Source organism: Pseudomonas sp. P5_B3, from assembly GCF_056400405.1.
This window is the reverse complement of the sequence record NZ_JBFULI010000017.1, coordinates 1-20527: the sequence shown is the minus strand read 5'-3', so window position 1 is coordinate 20527 and position 20527 is coordinate 1. Positions and strand designations below refer to the sequence as shown.

General features: G+C 61.4%; 17 protein-coding genes. 13 read left to right on the top strand and 4 right to left on the bottom strand.

All coding sequences use genetic code 11. The features are described from left to right. From AC1DRN_RS12540 to AC1DRN_RS12525, 4 genes are all read right to left on the bottom strand, one after another. A complete protein-coding gene (locus tag AC1DRN_RS12540) occupies positions 1-1038 on the bottom strand; it encodes an ABC transporter ATP-binding protein (RefSeq protein WP_223458289.1) in 1038 nt (345 codons plus the stop codon). A 217-nt stretch (positions 1039-1255) separates the two neighbouring features. Continuing rightward, the gene (gene ydcS / locus AC1DRN_RS12535) at positions 1256-2407 is read right to left on the bottom strand and encodes a putative ABC transporter substrate-binding protein YdcS (protein WP_223458291.1); all 1152 of its coding nucleotides are present in this window, start codon (positions 2405-2407) and stop codon (positions 1256-1258) included. An 84-nt stretch (positions 2408-2491) separates the two neighbouring features. Further along, positions 2492-3949: a gamma-aminobutyraldehyde dehydrogenase gene (locus AC1DRN_RS12530; RefSeq protein WP_223458467.1), complete on the bottom strand. Its 1458-nt coding sequence runs from the start codon at positions 3947-3949 to the stop codon at positions 2492-2494. Positions 3950-4096: 147 nt separating this feature from the next. Continuing rightward, entirely contained in the window at positions 4097-5011 is a 915-nt protein-coding gene (locus AC1DRN_RS12525; protein ID WP_007975056.1) for a LysR family transcriptional regulator, read from the bottom strand. A gap of 182 nt (positions 5012-5193) precedes the next feature. Between AC1DRN_RS12525 and AC1DRN_RS12520 the strand changes: the two genes are divergently transcribed. From AC1DRN_RS12520 to AC1DRN_RS12460, 13 genes are all read left to right on the top strand, one after another. Further along, positions 5194-5886, top strand: coding sequence for a tellurite resistance TerB family protein (locus AC1DRN_RS12520; protein WP_457266001.1), 693 nt, complete (start codon positions 5194-5196; stop codon positions 5884-5886). A gap of 334 nt (positions 5887-6220) precedes the next feature. Beyond that, entirely contained in the window at positions 6221-7843 is a 1623-nt protein-coding gene (locus AC1DRN_RS12515; protein ID WP_223458295.1) for a methyl-accepting chemotaxis protein, read from the top strand. Further along, positions 7843-8379, top strand: a complete 537-nt coding sequence (locus AC1DRN_RS12510) for a chemotaxis protein CheW (protein WP_223458297.1) — start codon at positions 7843-7845, stop codon at positions 8377-8379. Before AC1DRN_RS12515 ends, AC1DRN_RS12510 begins: the two co-directional genes overlap by 1 nt. Next, entirely contained in the window at positions 8376-9647 is a 1272-nt protein-coding gene (locus AC1DRN_RS12505; protein ID WP_223458299.1) for a CheR family methyltransferase, read from the top strand. Before AC1DRN_RS12510 ends, AC1DRN_RS12505 begins: the two co-directional genes overlap by 4 nt. Next, positions 9644-10324 carry a chemotaxis protein CheW gene (locus AC1DRN_RS12500; protein WP_223458301.1) on the top strand — a complete coding sequence of 227 codons (681 nt, stop codon included), beginning with the start codon at positions 9644-9646 and terminating at the stop codon, positions 10322-10324. Before AC1DRN_RS12505 ends, AC1DRN_RS12500 begins: the two co-directional genes overlap by 4 nt. Further along, positions 10321-12600: a hybrid sensor histidine kinase/response regulator gene (locus AC1DRN_RS12495; RefSeq protein WP_223458303.1), complete on the top strand. Its 2280-nt coding sequence runs from the start codon at positions 10321-10323 to the stop codon at positions 12598-12600. Before AC1DRN_RS12500 ends, AC1DRN_RS12495 begins: the two co-directional genes overlap by 4 nt. Then, a complete protein-coding gene (gene cheB, locus AC1DRN_RS12490; RefSeq protein WP_223458306.1) occupies positions 12597-13607 on the top strand; it encodes a chemotaxis response regulator protein-glutamate methylesterase in 1011 nt (336 codons plus the stop codon). The genes AC1DRN_RS12495 and cheB overlap by 4 nt, the downstream gene beginning before the upstream one ends. A 48-nt stretch (positions 13608-13655) precedes the next feature. After that, entirely contained in the window at positions 13656-14657 is a 1002-nt protein-coding gene (locus AC1DRN_RS12485; protein WP_223458308.1) for a response regulator, read from the top strand. Positions 14658-14902: 245 nt separating this feature from the next. After that, positions 14903-15998, top strand: a protein-coding gene (prfB, locus tag AC1DRN_RS12480) for a peptide chain release factor 2 (protein WP_223458770.1) whose coding sequence is annotated in 2 segments (ribosomal slippage) — positions 14903-14974 and positions 14976-15998 — 1095 coding nt in all. Because the reading frame shifts where the segments join, the coding sequence is not laid out codon by codon here. A 116-nt stretch (positions 15999-16114) separates the two neighbouring features. Then, a complete protein-coding gene (gene lysS / locus AC1DRN_RS12475) occupies positions 16115-17617 on the top strand; it encodes a lysine--tRNA ligase (protein ID WP_057716207.1) in 1503 nt (500 codons plus the stop codon). A gap of 99 nt (positions 17618-17716) precedes the next feature. Then, entirely contained in the window at positions 17717-18433 is a 717-nt protein-coding gene (locus AC1DRN_RS12470) for a TetR/AcrR family transcriptional regulator (RefSeq protein WP_223458310.1), read from the top strand. 140 nt (positions 18434-18573) lie between these two features. Further along, complete coding sequence (locus AC1DRN_RS12465) at positions 18574-19128, top strand: hypothetical protein (protein ID WP_223458312.1); 555 nt, start codon at positions 18574-18576, stop codon at positions 19126-19128. A gap of 32 nt (positions 19129-19160) precedes the next feature. Beyond that, a complete protein-coding gene (locus AC1DRN_RS12460; RefSeq protein ID WP_223458314.1) occupies positions 19161-20438 on the top strand; it encodes a flavohemoglobin expression-modulating QEGLA motif protein in 1278 nt (425 codons plus the stop codon). The last annotated feature ends 89 nt before the right edge of the window (positions 20439-20527 follow it).

The following is a 20527-nucleotide window of genomic DNA, read 5'->3' as shown; positions in this document are numbered from 1 at the left end:
TCACACCCCGCCCGCAACGGTGTCGTGCAATGCGATCATGGCTTCACGCGCCCAACGAGCGCTGATGCGCTGGCCGGTCTGGTGCTGTGCACTGGTGTCCAGCCATTGGTTGTTGGCCTTGCTGATGTTCAGGGTTTGGCCGTTTTCCAGTTTCAGCTCGTAGCGGGTGGCACTGCCCTGATACTGGATATCGTGGAGCAAGCCAGTGACTTCGATTTCGTGGCTGGCCAGCGGGCCTTCGGCGAATCGCACGTGTTCCGGGCGAATCGAGAACGGCTGCGGATTGCCACTGAGCTGCCTGGCCAGGTCACCGCGAATCACATTGGAGGTGCCAACGAATTCCGCGACGAAGGTGGTGGCCGGTTTCATGTACAGGTTGCGCGGGCTGTCGACTTGCTCGATGCGGCCTTTGTTGAACACGGCCACGCGGTCGGACATCGACAGTGCTTCGGTCTGGTCATGGGTGACGAAGATGAACGTGATGCCGAGCTGGCGTTGCAGCTTTTTCAGCTCGCCCTGCATTTGCTCGCGCAGTTTCAGGTCGAGGGCACCGAGGGGTTCGTCGAGCAGCAACACCCGTGGACGGTTGACCAGGGCGCGGGCCAGGGCCACGCGCTGGCGTTGACCGCCGGAGAGCTGCACCGGCTTGCGCTCGCCGTAGCCGCCGAGGGCGACCATGTCGAGGGCTTCTGCGGCGCGCTTGAGGCGTTGATCCTTGGCGACACCTTTGACTTTCAAACCATAGGCGACGTTGTCGCGAACGTTCATGTGCGGGAACAGCGCGTAATCCTGGAACACGGTGTTCACGTCGCGCTGGTAGGGCGGCAGGCCGGCGGCCTCTTCGCCATGAATACGGATGGAACCGGCGCTCGGTTGTTCAAAGCCGGCGATCAGGCGCAAACAGGTGGTTTTGCCCGAGCCGGAAGGCCCCAGCATGGAGAAGAACTCGCCGTCCTGGATGTCGATGGAAACCCGGTCTACGGCTTTCACTTCGCCGAATTGACGGGAAACGTTGGTGAACTGGACTGCAAGCGTCATGGTGCGGTGCTCCAAAAAGACGAAGGCCGTCGCAGCGGCCCTGCCTGGACTTCTGAAAAAACGAACATCTTCTATCTGTAAGCCGTGCGCGTTAGCGGCAATGGCGCTGATCTACTGTGGGAGCGAGCTTGCTCGCGATGAGGGCAGAACAGTCAGTATCTCTGTCGACTGACACACCGCCATCGCGAGCAAGCTCGCTCCCACAGGGGAGGGCGGGTTATCGGCCGCCCATGATCGCGATGTAGTCCTGGGTCCAGCGGCTGTACGGAACGAACTTGCCGCCTTCAGCCTGCGGGGTTTTCCAGAAGGCGATCTTGTCGAACTGGTCGAAACCGTTGGTCTTGCAGCCTTCGGCACCGAGCAGTTCGCTCTCCTTGCACGCCGCCGGAACCGCTGGCAGCGAGCCGAACCACGCCGCTACGTCGCCCTGGACTTTCGGTTGCAGCGACCAGTCCATCCACTTGTAGGCGCAGTTCGGGTGCTTGGCCTCGGCGTGCATCATGGTGGTGTCGGCCCAACCGGTGGCGCCTTCTTTCGGGATGGTCGAGGCGATTGGCTGTTTTTCGTTCATCAGGCCGTTGACCTGATACGGCCACGCGCCAGAAGCGACCACGCCCTCGTTCTTGAAGTCGCTCATTTGCACAGTGGTGTCGTGCCAGTAGCGGTGGATCAACGGCTGCTGGGCGCGCAGCAGGTCGAGCACGGCCTTGTATTGGGCTTCGGTCAGTTCGTAGGGGTTCTGGATGCCCAGTTCCGGCTTGGCGGTCTTCAGGTACAGCGCAGCGTCGGCGATGTAGATCGGGCCGTCATAGGCCTGCACGCGACCCTTGTTCGGCTTGCCGTCCGGCAGGTCTTCGGCATTGAACAGCACGCCCCAGCTGGTGGGCGCGGTCTTGAACACGTTGGTGTTGTACATCAACACGTTCGGGCCCCACTGATACGGGGCGCCGTAGGTCTGCTTGTTGACCACGTACCAGGGTCCATCCTTGAGGCGCGGGTCGAGGTTTTTCCAGTTCGGGATCAACGCGGTGTTGATCGGCTGTACACGCTTGCCGACGATCAGGCGCAGGGAAGCGTCGCCGGACGCGGTGACCAGATCGTAACCGCCCTTGGCCATCAGACTGACCATTTCATCGGAGGTGGCCGCTGTCTTGACGTTGACCTTGCAGCCGGTTTCCTTCTCGAAACCGGTCACCCAGTCGTAGGCCTTGTCGCTCTCGCCACGTTCGATGTAGCCAGGCCAGGCCACGATATCCAGTTGGCCCTCGCCCGCCCCGACAGCTTTGAGCGGCTCGGCGGCCTGGACGCTGGCGCTGGCGAGCAGTGCGGTGGTGATTGCACTGAGCAGTGCGGTCTTGTGCACGAACATGGGAATTCCCTCTTCTTTAATTATGGTCGGGGCAGTGTCTTGAGCGTGGTGAAGCATGCCGTTGGTGGCTTGTTATTAGCGTAGTCAGAGATGCTCGCCATGGCGGGCCATGATGTGCCGCACCACGCTGTAGTCCTGAAGCGAATCGCTGGACAGGTCTTTGCCGTAGCCCGAACGCTTCAGGCCGCCATGGGGCATTTCGCTGACCAGCATGAAATGGCTGTTGATCCAGGTGCAGCCGTACTGCAGGCGCGCTGCGACCTGCATGGCCTTGTCGAGGTTCTGGGTCCAGACCGACGAGGCCAGGCCGTATTCCGAATCGTTGGCCCAGTCCACCGCTTGTTCCAGTCCGTCGAAACGGGTCACGGTGACCACCGGCCCGAACACTTCGCGCTGGACGATTTCATCGCCTTGCTTGCATCCGGCCAACAGGGTCGGCTGGTAATAGAAGCCGGCGCCGGAATGCACGGCTGCACCGGTCACCCGTTCGATGTGCGGCTGACCGAGGGCGCGTTCGACAAAACTGGCCACGCGGTCACGCTGGCGGGTGCTGATCAGCGGGCCGATTTCATTGTCGGCGTCGCGCTTGCCGGCGAAGCGCAGGCTGCTGACGGCGGCACCGAGTTCGGCCACCAAACGGTCATGAATCCCGGCCTGGGCGTAAATCCGGCAGGCGGCGGTGCAATCCTGACCAGCGTTGTAATAGCCGTAGGTACGCACGCCTTCGACCACGGCCTGAATGTCGGCATCGTTGCAGACGATCACCGGGGCCTTGCCGCCGAGTTCGAGGTGGGTGCGTTTGAGGGTTTTCGATGCGGCCTGGAGGATTTTTTGCCCGGTGACGATATCGCCTGTCAGCGACACCATGCGCACTTTAGGGTGGCTCACCAGGTGGCTGCCAACGCCTTCGCCACCACCGCAAACGATGTTGATCACACCCCGTGGCAGGATCTCGGCCAGCGCTGGCGCCAGGGCGAGGATCGACAGCGGCGTGTGTTCCGACGGCTTGAACACCAGGGTGTTGCCGGCGGCGAGGGCCGGGGCGATTTTCCATGCGGCCATCATGATCGGGTAGTTCCACGGCGCAATCGACGCCACGACCCCGATAGGATCGCGGCGCACCATGCTGGTGTAGCCCGGCAGGTATTCGCCGCTGAGCTGGCCGGTCTGACAACGCACGGCACCGGCGAAGAAGCGGAACACGTCGATCGTGGCATTCAGGTCATCCTGGCGGGCCAGGTGCAACGGTTTACCGCAGTTCAGGGCTTCGAGGCGGGCGAGTTGGTCAGCGTTTTTTTCGATGGCGTTGGCGATGTCGAGCAACAGGTTCGAGCGTTGCTGCGGTGTGGTCCGCGACCAACCGGCAAACGCGTGGTGGGCGGCGAGGATGGCAGCTTCGACTTGTTCGATGCTGGCTTCGGCGATCTGCGTCAGGACTTCGCCGGTGGCCGGGTTGAGGATTGGCTCGACAATGCCTTGCCCAGAGACCAGTTCTCCATCGATCAACAGGGCGGTGAACAACGGGGTCTGCGCGCCAGCCATTTTTCGGGTTCTCTTTTTTTGTGTGGCTTGTTGTGTAGACATGGCAGTGCTCCCTGTGACTGGGGCCCGGCCGTCTTTATTGGATGCAACAAGACTAGTTCGCGGGCCCGAGGACAACAAATACTAAATACCGAAGGTGGCGTTCGATTAAATAGATGGCTTGCGCCCGCCGTGGGGTTGTTCGCGGGCGACCGTGAGGAAGGGGTCCACCAGCGCCGGCCGCGCGGTGCCACGACGCCACGCGAGGCCGACATCGAGGGTCTGGCTGAGGTCGGCTATCGGCCGGGCTTCAATGATGTCGCCTTCCAGTGACCACGGGCGATACGTCATGTCGGGCTGGATCGACACACCTAATCCGGCGGCCACCAGGCTTCGCACCGCTTCGGTCGAGGCCGTGCGCAGGGTGATGCGCGGTTGCAGCGAGGCTGCCGACCACATGCGCTGGGCGTTGCGGTCCATTTCATCGACGTTAAGCTGAATCAATGGCTCGCGAGCCACGTCGGCGAGGTTGATGCTGTCGTGTTCCAGCAGCGGGTGCTGAGCCGGCAGCCATAGTCGGTGCGGCGAATGGGTCAGCACTTCGGTCTGCAGGGCGTGGCGGTCTTCGAGGTTGGACAGGATCAACACGCCGACATCGATCTCGCCGCTGACCAGCAAATGCTCGATGTAGGGGCGCTCGTCTTCCATCACGCGAATTTCCACGTTGGGGTAGGCACGCTGGAAACGGGTGAGCAAATCCGCCAGGTAATAACCGGCGACCAGGCTGGTCACGCCGACGATCAACTGTCCGGCGACCTGATCGGTGCTCTGTTGCAGGCTGCGCTTGGCGTTATCCACAGTGGCCAGGATCAAGTGCGCCTGACGCAGGAATTGATGGCCCTGGTGGGTCAGGGTCATGCCCTTGGCGTGGCGGCTGAACAGGCTGACGCCGATTTCCTCCTCCAGTTGCTGGATCGCCAGGGTCAGGGTCGACTGGGAAATGAACGCGGTTTGCGCGGCGGCCGAGATCGAGCCGGTCTCGGCCACGGCGATGAAATGACGGATCTGACGCAAGGTCATCATGGGAAAGCACCCGGTGGGCTGTTTTTATCGATTTTTTGGAGTGTATATCTTTTTTTTCGATGGGCAGCGCCAGGTGACTTGGCGATGCAACATCTGGAAGCACTCTCGCGCACGGGACGTGGGTACTTTCGATCTAGGCTGGTGGCCTTGGTTTCAGGTTAAACGTCTTGTGGAGGCGGCAAATGAACACCCGTGGATTGCTCGATCAACTACTCAAGTCCGGCCAGGACCTGTTGCAGAACAAGGCCGGCAGCTCACAGCAAAAGGGTGCGAGCGGTGGCACCAGTGCCCTCGGCAGCTTGCTCTCCGGCGCGAGTGGCGGGGCATTGGCGGCCGGCGCCATGGGTTTGCTGCTCGGCAGCAAAAAGGCCCGTAAAGTCGGGGGCAAGGTTGCGGTCTACGGCGGTCTCGCCGCGTTGGGCGTGCTGGCCTATAAAACCTTGGGTAACTGGCAGGCGCAGCAGGGCGGTGTGGCCGCTACGGAGCCGCAAACCCTGGACCGCGTACCGGCCGCGCAAGTGGAGCTGCACAGTCAGGCGATTCTCAAGGCGCTGGTGGCGGCGGCCAAGGCCGACGGTCATGTCGATGAGCGTGAGCGAGCCTTGATCGAAGGCGAATTCACCCGGCTCGATAGCGACCAGGAACTGCAACGCTGGCTGCACGCCGAGCTCAACAAGCCGCTGGACCCGAGCGATGTCTCCCGCGCCGCCCGCTCCCCGGAAATCGCCGCCGAAATGTACATCGCCAGCGTGATGATGGTGGACGAGGAAAACTTCATGGAGAAGGCCTACCTCGATGAGCTGGCGCGGCAGCTCAAGCTGGAGCCGGGGTTGAAAGCTGAACTGGAGAAGCAGGTTCGCCAGGCCTCCCTGTAAACCTTCAGCCCGCCATCGCGAGCAATCGAGCGTCGACCGGCTGCTCCCACAGGGGATCTTCAGTGATCACAGATTTTGTGTACGCCAGAGATTCAATGTGGGAGCGAGCCTGCTCGCGATGGCGTTTTCAGTCGCACCACATATCCAATGACCATTCCACGGTCTCTTTCTGCCCAATCATCCCTGGCACCCGCCCCCTCAATTAGCGGACAGTCCCAATCCCGAGCCCCCCGGCTTGCCCGTGGGATGAGCGGTGGTGTGCAAGCGTCTTATAAATGAAACACCGCCCTCAGCTATACTCCCCCGCATTTCGTATCAGCCCCGAGGAATGACTGTGAAGAACTGGACGTTGCGCCAACGCATCTTGGCGAGCTTTGCGGTAATTATCACCATCATGTTGCTGATGGTGGTCGTCTCGTATTCCCGGCTGTTGACGATCGAAAACAGCGAGGCCAGCGTGCGTGAGGACGCTCTGCCAGGGGTGTATTACAGTTCGATGATTCGTGGCGCGTGGTCCGACAGTTATGTACGCATGCAGGCCATGCTCGGCCTGGAGGAAGGGCAGGGCTTCACTGCCGAGGATGCCGCGAACTTCAAGGGCTTCGCCGAGCGGTTGAAGGAGCAGATGGACCTCTACCGTGCAACGATGGCCGACGAAGAAGACAGGGTCGATTACGCAGCGTTCGAAAAACTTCATGAGGACTACCACCGGATTCTGGCCGCGGTGATCGAGTTGCATAAACGTAACCAGAACGCCGAGGCCGTCAACATGTTCCACAGTGAGCTGACCCCGACCTGGATAGCGGGTCGAATGAAAGTCAATGACATCCTGCAGCATAACAAGACCGTGGCGGACACAGAAATCGCGGCCATTGATGATGCGGTGGTCACCGCCAAAGCCATCATGGGCATTTCCCTGGTGATCGCGGTGCTGGCCGCCGCCCTCTGCGGCCTGTTGTTGATGCGCGCCATCATGGCGCCGATGAACCGCATCGTGAAAATCCTCGAAATCATGCGCACTGGCGACCTCAGCAGCCGCCTGAATCTGGAGCGCAAGGACGAGTTCGGCGCGGTAGAGACCGGCTTCAACGACATGATGACCGAGCTCACATCTCTGGTGTCCCAGGCCCAGCGTTCGTCGGTGCAGGTGACCACGTCGGTCACTGAAATTGCAGCCACTTCCAAGCAGCAGCAAGCGACCGCCACTGAAACCGCCGCTACCACCACGGAAATCGGTGCGACCTCCCGTGAGATCGCCGCCACTTCCCGGGATCTGGTGCGCACCATGACCGAGGTCTCCACCGCCGCCGATCAGGCTTCCGTGGCCGCCGGCTCCGGGCAACAGGGCCTGGCGCGCATGGAGGAAACCATGCACTCGGTGATGGGCGCGGCCGATCTGGTCAACGCCAAACTGGCGATCCTCAACGAGAAGGCCGGCAACATCAATCAGGTGGTGGTGACCATCGTCAAGGTCGCCGACCAGACCAACCTGTTGTCGCTCAACGCCGCCATCGAGGCCGAGAAGGCCGGGGAGTACGGGCGCGGGTTTGCCGTGGTCGCCACCGAAGTGCGGCGCCTGGCGGACCAGACGGCGGTGGCCACTTACGACATCGAACAAATGGTGCGCGAGATCCAGTCGGCGGTATCGGCCGGGGTCATGGGCATGGACAAGTTCTCCGAGGAAGTGCGTCGCGGCATGTCCGAGGTGCAGCAGGTCGGCGAGCAGTTGTCGCAGATCATCCATCAGGTTCAGGCGCTGGCGCCGCGGGTGCTGATGGTCAACGAAGGCATGCAGGCCCAGGCCACCGGCGCCGAGCAGATCAACCATGCGCTGGTACAGTTGGGCGATGCCAGCAGCCAGACCGTCGAGTCTCTGCGTCAGGCCAGTTTCGCCATCGATGAGCTGAGCCAGGTGGCCGTCGGGCTGCGCAGCGGCGTTTCGCGATTCAAAGTCTGATGAGCGAAATCACGGCCAAACGCTCTGCCGTGAAGCGGGCGCTGCATGCATTGTTTCTGGTGTTCCGCATCGGCAGCGAGCGCTATGCGTTGCAGGCCGTCGAGGTGGCGGAAGTGCTGCCGCGCCTGCCCTTGAAGCCCATTCCCCATGTCCCCGCCTGGGTCGCCGGGGTGTTCGCCTATCGGGGCGCCGTGGTGCCGGTGATCGACTTGAGCGCACTGACGTTCGGTACGCCTGCACAGGCCCGTACCAGCACGCGATTGGTGCTGGTCAACTATCGCCCGGATGAAACTACCGAAGCACAGCTGCTCGGATTGATTCTGGAACAGGCGACCGACACCTTGCGCTGCGATCCAGCGGATTTTCAGCCCTACGGCCTGGAAAATCGGCACACGCCTTACCTGGGGCCGGTGCGCAAGGACGAGCAGGGCTTGCTGCAATGGGTACGGGTCAGCGATCTGCTGGACGAACAGGTTCGCTCCTTGTTGTTTCCCTCGCCGCCACTGGATCCGGCACTGCTGGAGGAGCGGTCATGAGCAGCGATCAGCGCTTTTTCGACTTCCTCAAAGAGCGTATCGGACTCGACGTGACCTCGGTGGGACCGGCAATCATCGAGCGAGCGGTGCGCCAACGCAGCATAGCGTCGCAAGCACCTTCGGCCGATGAGTATTGGCACACCTTGCAGGGCTCGCGGGACGAGCAGCAGGCGTTGATCGAAGCGGTGATCGTTCCGGAAACCTGGTTCTTCCGTTATCCGGAATCCTTCGCCACCCTGGCGAAGCTGGCGAGCAAGCGTCTGGCCGGGATCAACAACCTGCGCGCACTGCGGATTCTCAGTTTGCCGTGTTCCACTGGCGAAGAACCGTACTCGATCGCCATGGCGTTGCTCGATGCCGGGCTCAAGCCGCACCAGTTCAAGGTCGACGGCATGGACGTCAGCCCGTTGTCGGTGGAAAAAGCCAGGCGCGCCTTGTACAGCAAGAATTCCTTTCGGGGTGACGACATTGCGTTTCGCGATCGCCATTTCATTGCCGAGGGTGACAACTATCGCCTGAACCCGTGTGTGCAGGAGCAGGTGCGCTTGCAGGTCGGCAATCTGCTGGATCCGGCCTTGCTGGCTGGTGAACCGCCATTCGATTTCGTGTTTTGTCGCAACCTGCTGATCTACTTCGACCAGCCGACCCAGAAGCAAGTCTTCGAAGTGCTCAAGGGCCTGACCCACGTTGACGGCGTGCTGTTTATCGGGCCGGCCGAAGGCAGTCTGCTGGGGCGTTTGGGGATGCGCTCGATCGGTATCGCGCAGTCCTTCGCGTTCAGTCGACAGGGGGCTCCGGACCCTGATCCCTTGCCGGCATTCGTGCCTGCTCCATTGCCAGTGCCGCAACCGCTGCGTAATCCACCGCCTGCGCCAGCGCGCAGTCGTCCATTCGCCAGTGTTGTGCCGCTGGCTTCTGCGCCGAAAACGTCTGGCGTCGATACGGTCGTGCTGCTGGCGAACATCGCCGCGCTAGCCAACGAAGGCAAAAGCGCCGAGGCGAGGGCCGCTTGCGAAAGCTATTTGCGCAGTCATGAACCGGTAGCCCAGGTGTTCTATTGGCTGGGACTGCTCAGTGATGTCGTCGGAAACGTCCTCGAAGCCCAGGGCTTTTATCGCAAGGCGTTGTACCTCGAACCGCAACATCCCGAAGCGTTGATGCACCTGGCTGCATTGCTGCAGGCCCAGGGCGACGTGGCGGGAGCCAGGCGATTGCAGGTACGTGCCGCCCGTAGCGCACGCACCACCGACAGTGAGCGTAAACGATGATCGCCTCCGACACCTTTAGCGTCACCCGGGATGCCCAGGCCATCGACGACTGCTGGAACCGTATCGGTATCCATGGCGACAAGTCTTGCCCGTTGCTGGCCGAGCATATTCATTGCCGCAATTGTGCGGTGTATTCGGCGGCCGCCACACGCTTGCTCGATCGCTATGCGTTGCAGCAGGAGGATCGCGGGCCAGTGTCCGTCACGGTCGAGAGCGAGGTGAAAACCCGCTCGTTGTTGATGTTCCGTCTGGGTGAAGAATGGCTGGGCCTGGCCACGCGCAGTCTGGTCGAGGTGGCGCCGCTGCAGGCGATTCACTCCTTGCCGCACCAGCGCTCCCGGGCCTTGCTCGGCGTGGCGAATGTGCGCGGTGCGCTGGTCGCCTGCCTGTCGTTGGTGGAGTTGCTCGGGCTCGACGACACTGGCAGCGCTGTGTCCGGCACGCGGGTCATGCCGCGCATGCTGATCATCGCGGCCCACGGCGGGCCAGTGGTGGTGCCGGTGGACGAAGTCGACGGGATTCACGCCATTGACGAAATCATCCTCGATACCGCATCGCGCTCGGGTGCTCAGGCCAGCGCCAAATACACCCGTGGCGTGTTGCAATTCAAAGGTCGCAGCCTGCGTTGGCTGGATGAAGAACAGCTGCTGTCCGCCGTGACCCGGAGCCTCACATGACCCCCGAGCAAATGCGCGACGCTTCTTTGCTGGAGCTGTTCAGCCTGGAGGCCGAAGCCCAGACCCTGGTCTTGAGTGTCGGCCTGCTGGCGCTTGAGCGCGACCCGACCCTGGCCGATCAACTTGAATCGTGCATGCGTGCGGCGCACTCACTCAAGGGGGCGGCGCGGATCGTTGGCGTCGATGCCGGGGTCAGCGTTGCCCATGTGATGGAGGATTGCCTGGTCAGTGCCCAGGAAGGGCGCCTGGTGCTGCGTCCCGGGCACATCGATGCGTTGTTGCAAGGCACCGATTTGCTGATGCGCATTGCCACGCCAGGCAGCACGCCGGGGGACGTGGACATCGACGCCTACGTGGCATTGATGGCGCGGTTACTGGACCCGACGGCGCCGTTGATTGCGCCAGCAGAACCGGTGATGGCCGAACTTCAACCCGAAGCACCCGCGCCCAAGGTCGAGCCGCCCATGACTGCCGCCGAACCGCCATCGGCGCCAGCCCCGCGCAAGACCACACGCACCACCGAAAACGGCGAACGTGTGCTGCGTGTCACCGCCGAGCGCCTGAACAGCTTGCTCGATCTGTCGAGCAAATCCCTGGTGGAAACCCAGCGGCTCAAACCGCACCTTGCGACCATGCAGCGGCTCAAGCGCATGCAGAGCAACAGCTTGCGTGCACTGGAGAGTCTCAACGTGCATCTCAAGGATCACGCCTTGAGCCTGGAGGCCCAGGAAACCCTTGAGGATGCCCGGCGCTTGCTCGCGCAATCCCAGCAGTTGCTTATGGAAAAGAACGCCGAACTCGATGAGTTCGCCTGGCATGCCAGCCAGCGGGCACAGGTGTTGTACGACACGGCGCTGGCCTGTCGCATGCGGCCGTTTGCCGATGTGCTGACCGGTCAGGTGCGTATGGTCCGTGATCTGGGGCGTGATCTGGGCAAACAGGTGCGACTTGAGATTGAAGGCGAGAAGACTCAGGTTGATCGCGACGTACTGGAAAAGCTCGAAGCGCCGTTGACTCACTTGTTGCGCAATGCGGTCGACCACGGCATCGAAACCCCGGAACAAAGGCTGCTGGCGGGCAAGCCGGCTGAAGGTTTGATTCGCCTGCGCGCGTCCCATCAGGCCGGTTTGCTGGTGCTTGAATTGAGCGATGACGGCAATGGCGTGGACCTGGAAAAGGTCCGTCGCAGCATCGTTGAACGAAGTTTGTCGCCCGCGCAAACCGCCGCTCAGTTGAGCGAAGAGGAGTTGCTGACATTCCTGTTCCTGCCCGGTTTCAGTTTGCGCGACACGGTCACCGAGGTGTCCGGTCGCGGCGTTGGCCTGGATGCGGTGCAGCACATGGTCCGGCAGTTGCGCGGCGCGGTGGTGCTGGAGCAGACGGCGGGCGAGGGCAGTCGTTTCCACCTTGAGGTGCCGCTGACCCTGTCGGTGGTGCGCAGCCTCGTGGTGGAAGTCGGCGACGAAGCCTATGCCTTCCCGCTGGCGCATATCGAGCGCATGTGCGACCTGGAGCCGGCGGAGATCGTGCAGGTCGAAGGCCGCCAGCATTTCTGGCACGAAGGCCGGCATGTCGGCCTGGTGGCGGCCAGTCAGTTGCTGCAACGTCCGGCCTGCCAGAACAGCGGGCAAACCCTGAGCGTCGTGGTGATTCGCGAGCGCGATGCGATCTACGGCGTGGCAGTGGAACGGTTTATCGGTGAGCGGACATTGGTGGTGTTGCCACTGGATGAGCGTCTGGGCAAGGTGCAGGACATTTCCGCCGGGGCCTTGCTCGATGACGGTTCGGTGGTGCTGATCGTCGATGTCGAAGACATGCTGCGTTCGGTGGATAAATTGCTCGACACTGGGCGTCTGGAGCGCATTGCCCGTCGCAGCGATCAGGTGGTCGAGGCGGCCCGCAAACGAATTCTGGTGGTGGACGATTCCCTGACCGTGCGAGAGTTGCAGCGCAAGCTGTTGCTCAATCGCGGATATGACGTGGCGGTTGCGGTGGACGGCATGGACGGCTGGAACGCGCTGCGTTCGGAGGATTTCGATCTGCTGATCACCGACATCGATATGCCGCGCATGGATGGCATCGAACTGGTCACGCTGCTGCGTCGGGACAATCGCCTGCAATCGTTGCCGGTGATGGTGGTGTCCTACAAGGATCGTGAAGAGGACCGGCGCCGTGGACTGGATGCCGGGGCCGACTATTATCTAGCCAAGGCCAGTTTTCATGACGACGCCTTGCTCGATGCAGTGGTCGAGCTCATCGGAGGAGCGCGGGCATGAGGATCGCAATCGTCAATGACATGCCCATGGCGGTGGAGGCCCTGCGCCGCGCCCTGGCATTCGAGCCGGCCCACGAGGTGGTCTGGGTCGCCGGCAATGGCGCCGAGGCGGTGCGCCAGTGCGCGCAGGACACACCGGACCTGATTCTGATGGACCTGATCATGCCGGTGATGGATGGCGTCGAGGCCACGCGGCGGATCATGGCCGAGACTCCGTGTGCCATCGTCATCGTCACCGTGGATCGCCAGCAGAACGTGCACCGGGTATTCGAGGCCATGGGCTACGGTGCGCTGGACGTGGTCGATACCCCGGCCCTCGGCGCCGGCAATGCCCAGGAAGCGGCCGCGCCGTTGTTGCGCAAAATCTTGAACATCAGCTGGCTGATCGGCGACAAGGGCAACCGCCCGCGTCCGACGCCGGCACCGTTGCGCAGTACGGGCTCACGCCAGAGCCTGATCGCCATTGGCTCATCCGCCGGTGGGCCGGCAGCGCTGGAAGTCTTGCTCAAGGGACTGCCGCACAATTTTTCTCCGGCCATCGTGCTGGTGCAGCACGTTGACCAGGTGTTTGCCGCCGGCATGGCTGAATGGCTCAGTAGCGCCAGCGGTCTCAACGTCCGCCTGGCCGAGGAAGGCGAGCCGCCGCAAAGCGGCACGGTATTGCTGGCCGGCACCAATCACCATATTCGCCTGCTGAAAAACGGCACGCTGGCCTACACCGCCGAACCGGTCAACGAGATCTACCGGCCCTCCATCGATGTGTTCTTCGAAAGCGTGGCCAGTTACTGGAATGGTGACGCCGTGGGGGTTTTGCTCACCGGCATGGGGCGTGATGGCGCCCAGGGGCTTAAACTCATGCGCCAACAGGGCTACCTGACCATCGCACAAGACCAGCGCAGCAGTGCGGTGTATGGCATGCCGAAGGCGGCCGCGGCCATCGACGCTGCCGTGGAGATTCGCCCGCTGGACAAGATAGCACCACGATTGCTGGAGATATTCGCCAAATGAGCACCTTTTCCCTCATCCCTGGCTCAGGTAGTACTCAGGTGACCGCACATGAATGAATTACAGCTCGACGACTTCAAGACCGACGAAAACGCCGCCATGGTGTTGCTGGTGGACGATCAGGCCATGATCGGCGAAGCCGTGCGCCGCGGCCTGGCGAATGAAGAGAATATCGATTTCCACTTCTGCGCCGACCCGCACCAGGCCATCGCCCACGCGGTGCGCATCAAGCCGACGGTGATTCTTCAAGACCTGGTGATGCCGGGACTGGACGGTCTGAGCCTGGTACGTGAATACCGCAATCACCCGGCGACCAAGGACATTCCGATCATCGTCCTGTCGACCAAGGAAGACCCGTTGATCAAGAGCGCGGCCTTTGCGGCCGGAGCCAACGATTATCTGGTCAAGCTGCCGGACAACATCGAACTGGTCGCACGTATCCGCTATCACTCACGCTCCTACATGACCCTGCTGCAACGGGACGCGGCGTACCGCGCGCTGCGGGTCAGCCAGCAGCAACTGCTCGACACCAACCTGGTGCTGCAACGCCTGATGAATTCCGACGGCCTGACCGGGTTGTCGAACCGTCGGCACTTCGATGAATACATGGAACTGGAATGGCGCCGTTCGCTGCGTGAGCAGAGCCAGTTGTCGTTGCTGATGATCGACGTGGACTACTTCAAGGCCTACAACGACAGCTTCGGTCACCTGGAGGGCGATGAAGCCCTGCGCAAGGTCGCCGCGGCGATCAAGGACGCCAGTGCCCGGCCTTCGGACTTGCCGGCCCGCTACGGCGGCGAAGAGTTCGCCCTGGTGCTGCCCAACACCTCCCAGGGCGGGGCACGGCTGGTGGCCGAGAAGCTGCGCCAGACCGTGGCCGCCCTGAAGATCCCGCATAACTCGCCCACCGAAGGTTCGAGCCTGACCATAAGCATCGGCCTGTCGACCATCACCCCGAAAGCGGGCAGCAATTGCCGCGACCTGATCCTGGCGGCGGACAAGGGGCTGTATTCGGCGAAGAACAATGGGCGTAATCAGGTGGGCGTGGAGTGATCTACCCTATTTCCTGAGCGACGCAAAGCCCTGTGGGAGCGAGCTTGCTCGCGATGGCGTTGTGTCAGTCGATAGTTCCATGGACTGACACTCCGTCATCGCGAGCAAGCTCGCTCCCACAATGGCCTCAATCGCTGTAAAGAACGTCTGTAAACCCGTCTTTTCGGCCAAGCGGACTGCCGTTATCGGCCGTTTCCCGGTATACTCGCCGGCTTTCAAAAGTTCGCCAACGAGTGCTGCCCGTCATGGAAATCAACCCGATCCTGAACACCATCAAGGACCTGTCCGAGCGCTCCGAAACTATTCGGGGGTATCTTTGACTACGATCAAAAGCATGAGCGTCTGACCGAGGTCAATCGCGAGCTTGAAGATCCGAGTGTCTGGAACAAACCTGAATACGCCCAGGAACTGGGCCGCGAGCGCGCTGCGCTGGCGCAGATCGTCGATACCCTCGACGAACTGAACACCGGTCTGGCCGATTGCCGTGACCTGCTGGACATGGCCGTTGAAGAGAACGACGAAGGCGCAGTGGGCGATGTCGTCGCCGAGCTGGCCCGTCTCGAGGAAAGCCTCGCCAAGCTGGAATTCCGGCGCATGTTCAGCCATGAAATGGACCCGAACAACGCGTACCTGGACATCCAGGCCGGTTCCGGCGGCACCGAAGCCCAGGACTGGGCCAACATCCTGCTGCGCATGTACCTGCGCTGGGCCGACAAACGCGGTTTCGACGCGACCATCATGGAGCTGTCGGCCGGTGAAGTCGCCGGGATCAAGGGCGCGACCGTGCACATCAAGGGCGAATACGCGTTTGGCTGGTTGCGGACCGAGATCGGCGTGCACCGTCTGGTGCGCAAGAGCCCGTTCGACTCCGGCAACCGTCGCCACACTTCTTTCTCGGCGGTGTTCGTTTCCCCCGAGATCGATGACAAGGTGGAAATCGAAATCAACCCGGCAGACTTGCGGATCGACACCTATCGCTCCTCCGGTGCCGGTGGTCAGCACGTAAACACCACCGACTCGGCCGTACGTATCACCCACGTACCGACCAACACCGTGGTCAGCTGCCAGAACGAACGTTCCCAGCACGCCAACAAAGACACCGCCATGAAAATGCTGCGGGCCAAGTTGTACGAGCAGGAAATACAGAAGCGCAACGCGGCGTCCCAGGCGCTGGAAGACACCAAGTCCGATATCGGCTGGGGTCATCAGATCCGTTCGTACGTGCTCGATGCTTCGCGGATCAAGGATCTGCGCACCAACATCGAACGCAGCGACTGTGACAAGGTGCTCGATGGCGACATCGACGAATACCTGGAAGCCAGCCTGAAATCAGGGCTGTAAAAGACGCAATACAGGATCGGCTGATTCAACTCGATCCCTGTAGGAGCCAGCCCTGCTGGCGATCCCCGGGCCGAAGGGCCCGGGGGCAACGAACCTGTGATGGAATTTTTAAAGACATGAGCGACCTAGAACTCGACCCGCAAGCCCTGCAACAGGAAGAAAACTCCCTGATCGCCCTGCGCAAGGAAAAGCTTGCTGCCGAGCGCGCCAAGGGCAATGCCTTCCCGAACGACTTCCGCCGCGAAAACTACTGCGAGCAACTGCAGAAACAGTACGCGGACAAGACCAAGGAAGAGCTGGCAGAGGCTGCGATCCCGGTCAAGGTTGCCGGTCGCATCATGCTCAACCGTGGTTCGTTCATGGTGATCCAGGACATGACCGGGCGCATCCAGGTCTATGTCAACCGCAAGACCCTGTCCGAAGAAACCCTGGCCGCGGTGAAAACCTGGGACATGGGCGACATCATTGCCGCCGAAGGCACCCTGGCCCGTTCCGGCAAGGGCGACCTGTACGTTGAAATGACCAGCGTGCGCCTGCTGACCAAATCCCTGCGCCCGCTGCCGGACAAGCACCACGGCCTGACCGACACCGAACAGCGCTACCGCCAGCGCTACGTTGACCTGATCGTCAACGAAGACGTGCGCCAGACCTTCCGCGTGCGTTCGCAAGTCATCGCCCACATCCGCAGCTTCCTGATGAAACGTGACTTCCTGGAAGTGGAAACGCCGATGCTGCAAACCATTCCGGGCGGCGCGGCAGCCAAGCCGTTCGAAACCCACCACAACGCGCTGGACATGGGCATGTTCCTGCGTATCGCGCCGGAGCTGTACCTCAAGCGCCTTGTTGTTGGCGGCTTCGAGAAAGTGTTCGAGATCAACCGCAACTTCCGTAACGAAGGCGTTTCGACTCGTCACAACCCTGAATTCACCATGTTGGAGTTCTACCAGGCGTACGCCGACTACGAAGACAACATGGACCTGACCGAAGAACTGTTCCGCGAACTGGCGCAGCTGGTTCTGGGCAGCACCGACGTGCCGTACGGCGACAAGGTGTTCCACTTCGGCGAGCCGTTCGTGCGTCTGTCGGTGTTCGACTCGATCCTCAAGTACAACCCCGAGCTGACCGCTGACGACCTGAACGACATCGACAAGGCCCGCGCCATCGCCAAGAAAGCCGGCGCCAAGGTGCTGGGCTTCGAAGGCCTTGGCAAGCTGCAGGTGATGATTTTCGAAGAACTGGTCGAGCACAAGCTTGAGCAGCCGCACTTCATTACCCAGTACCCGTTCGAAGTGTCGCCGCTGGCCCGTCGTAACGACGACAACCCGAACGTCACCGACCGTTTCGAGCTGTTCATCGGTGGTCGTGAAATCGCCAACGCCTATTCCGAGTTGAACGACGCGGAAGACCAGGCCGAGCGCTTCATGGCCCAGGTGGCCGACAAGGACGCCGGTGACGACGAAGCCATGCACTACGACGCTGACTTCGTTCGTGCGCTGGAGTACGGCATGCCGCCAACGGCCGGTGAAGGCATCGGTATCGACCGTCTGGTGATGCTGCTGACCAACTCCCCGTCGATCCGCGACGTGATCCTGTTCCCGCACATGCGGCCGCAAGCGTAAGTGTTTCAATTAAAAAACCGCCTTTTCAGGCGGTTTTTTATTGCCTGTCTGGTACAAACGTATCAACTTGTTACTTTCATCTGAGAGGAAATACCTGTCGTGATTCGTGCAATAGCTCAAGAAGGTGCAGCGGGTGTCGCCACTGCGGTCGCTGAAAGTGTTCAGTACCAGGGCCGCAAGGCCAGCCGACAGGGCAGCGAGCAGCGACGACAGGAAATCCTGGATGCTGCCATGCGCATTGTCGTGCGTGACGGTGTACGGGCCGTAAGGCACCGTGCGGTGGCCGCCGAGGCGCAAGTGCCGTTGTCGGCGACCACTTACTATTTCAAGGATATCGATGACTTGCTCACCGATACCTTCGCCCAATACGTGGAACGCAGTGCGGCGTACATGGGCAAACTGTGGGTGAACAACGAAGGCCTGTTGCGCGACATGATCGCCAGTGGCGATGGCAGCCCGCAGGCGCGCTCGAAACTGGCGGACGATATTGCGCGACTGATGACCGATTACGTTCACCGGCAACTGGTCAATCGCCGTGAACATTTGATGGCCGAGCAGGCGTTTCGTCAGGAAGCATTGCTCAACCCGCGCCTGGCCGAGCTGGTGCGCTCGCATCAGCAAATCCTCCTGCAGGGCTCTTGCCAGCTGTTCCAGGTGCTGGGCTCGCGCGAGCCGCATCAGGATGCCAAGGTGTTGACGGCGATTATCGGCCGGATGGAATATCAGGGGCTGCTCAACGTAGACGAGCCTGCCGCCGAAGAGGAAATGCTCGGCATCCTGACGCGCTACATGCACCTGGTGCTGGCGTCGGTGTAGTTCCGGGCGGGAGTTACCTCTGTAGGAGCGAGCCTGCTCGCGAAGGCGGCTTAACATTCAACATTGATGTTGTCTGGCACACCCTCATCGCGAGCAGGCTCGCTCCTACAGGTCAGCGGTGTATTCATAGGGAGTATTGAATGAAAGCCTGGCGTGTCGTTGTGATCGCCTTGTCGTTCCTGCTGCTCAGTGGCTGTCTGGTGGCCTTCAAGGAACCGCTGCCTGCCAGCGACCCCGCGCCCAAAGGATTGCTCGGCAAATGGACCAGCACCAATGCCTGGGGCGAGCCGCTCAACCTCGAACTGACCCGCATCGGCGACAACCGCTATCAGGCCGTCAGCTACTACCGGGCCAGGCCCAGGGAACGTGAAGCCTACCCGTTCACCCTGTCGCGCCATGGCAACCGCTGGTACCTGTCGGCGAAGGTGCCGGCGCAATTCGGCGGGCATTTCACCATCGGCGGGTTTGAGCTGACCGACAAGCATGAACTGGTGGTCTACAACCTCGACCTCGACCAGATCAACCAGGCCATGAAGCAAAAAGCCCTGAGCGGTGAAAGCTTCCAGACCAACGACGGCGATGGCGTATTGATCGACAGCCACATGGATCAAGTCGCCGCCTACCTCGACGACCCGGCCAACTCCGATGTGTTCGTCGAAGCGGTGCGCTATCAGCGTCAGGCCAAAGCCAAATAACCGGCACCAACAGGTTTCTACAGGAGTTTCGCGTGGACGATTACCAACAGTCGATACGCATTTTGTCCGATCGCATTGTGGTGGCGCAGACGCCGATCCGCGTCCTCGATGCGGTCAAATGGGACGACAACATTCGCAAGGGCTTCCTCAAGGCCCAGGGCAAGGAAATGCCGGCGGTTGACCGCGACTACTACCTCAACCGGCCGCTGGCGTTCGATTCCAGCAAAGTGAAGCTGGAGTTCCAGAACATCGAGCGCGACATTACCCGCCAGCTCGGTCAGTTCAACCCGGTCGGCCAGATCATGCGGCGCATGTGCAAGGAATACCGCATGGTGGTGCGTATGCTCGAAGCGCGTGGCACCGAGGATTTCGGCCTGATTTCCCAGGAGTTGTACGGCGCCGCGTCGGACGCATTCCACGCCGGCGATCCGACGCTGTCTGACCTGGGCATGATGCTGTCCGAATACCTGAACAACATCGACGGTCGTGGTGACCTCAAGGATGAACCGAAGACATTGACCGCCAAGGAGGCCGTCAGCCTGCTGCAACACCGCTTGAACAAGGTGTTCGGCGAGGCCGAGGAAACAATCCGGGTGTTCGAGTCCGACGGCATCGTCGCCGATGCGGCGGCGGGCGCCGACTACATCAAGATCCGCGCCGACGCGATGTTCAACGACCGCGATGTGCGCGCCCTGGAAGTCCACGAAGGGCTGGTGCACGTCGGCACCACCCTCAACGGCCTGAACCAGCCGATCTGCACCTTCCTCTCCAAGGGCCCGCCCTCGTCGACGGTGACCCAGGAAGGCCTGGCGATCCTGATGGAAATCATCACCTTCGCCTCGTACCCGAGTCGCCTGCGCAAGCTCACCAACCGTACCCGCGCCATTCACATGGTTGAGGAGGGCGCGGACTTTTTGCAGGTGTTCGAGTTCTTCCGCGAGCAAGGTTTCGAGATGCCCGAGAGCTACAGCAACGCCAGTCGCGTTTTCCGTGGCTCGGTGCCGACAGGTCTGCCATTTACCAAAGACTTGTCCTACCTCAAGGGCTTCATCATGATTTACAACTACATTCAACTGGCCGTGCGCAAAGGCAAGCTGGAGCAGATACCGCTGTTGTTCTGCGGCAAGACCACCCTGGAAGACATGCGCACCTTGCGTCAGTTGGTGGACGAAGGCCTGGTAGTGCCGCCCAAGTACCTGCCGGAACAGTTCCGCGACATGAACGCGCTGTCGGCGTGGATGTGCTTCTCCAACTTCCTCAACCACCTGAGCCTGGACCGGATCGAGGCGGATTACTCCAATATTTTGTGAGCAACGGGTCCCCCTGTGGGAGCGAGCTTGCTCGCGATGGCGGCATAACATTCAACATGGGTGCAAGCTGACAGATCGCTATCGCGAGC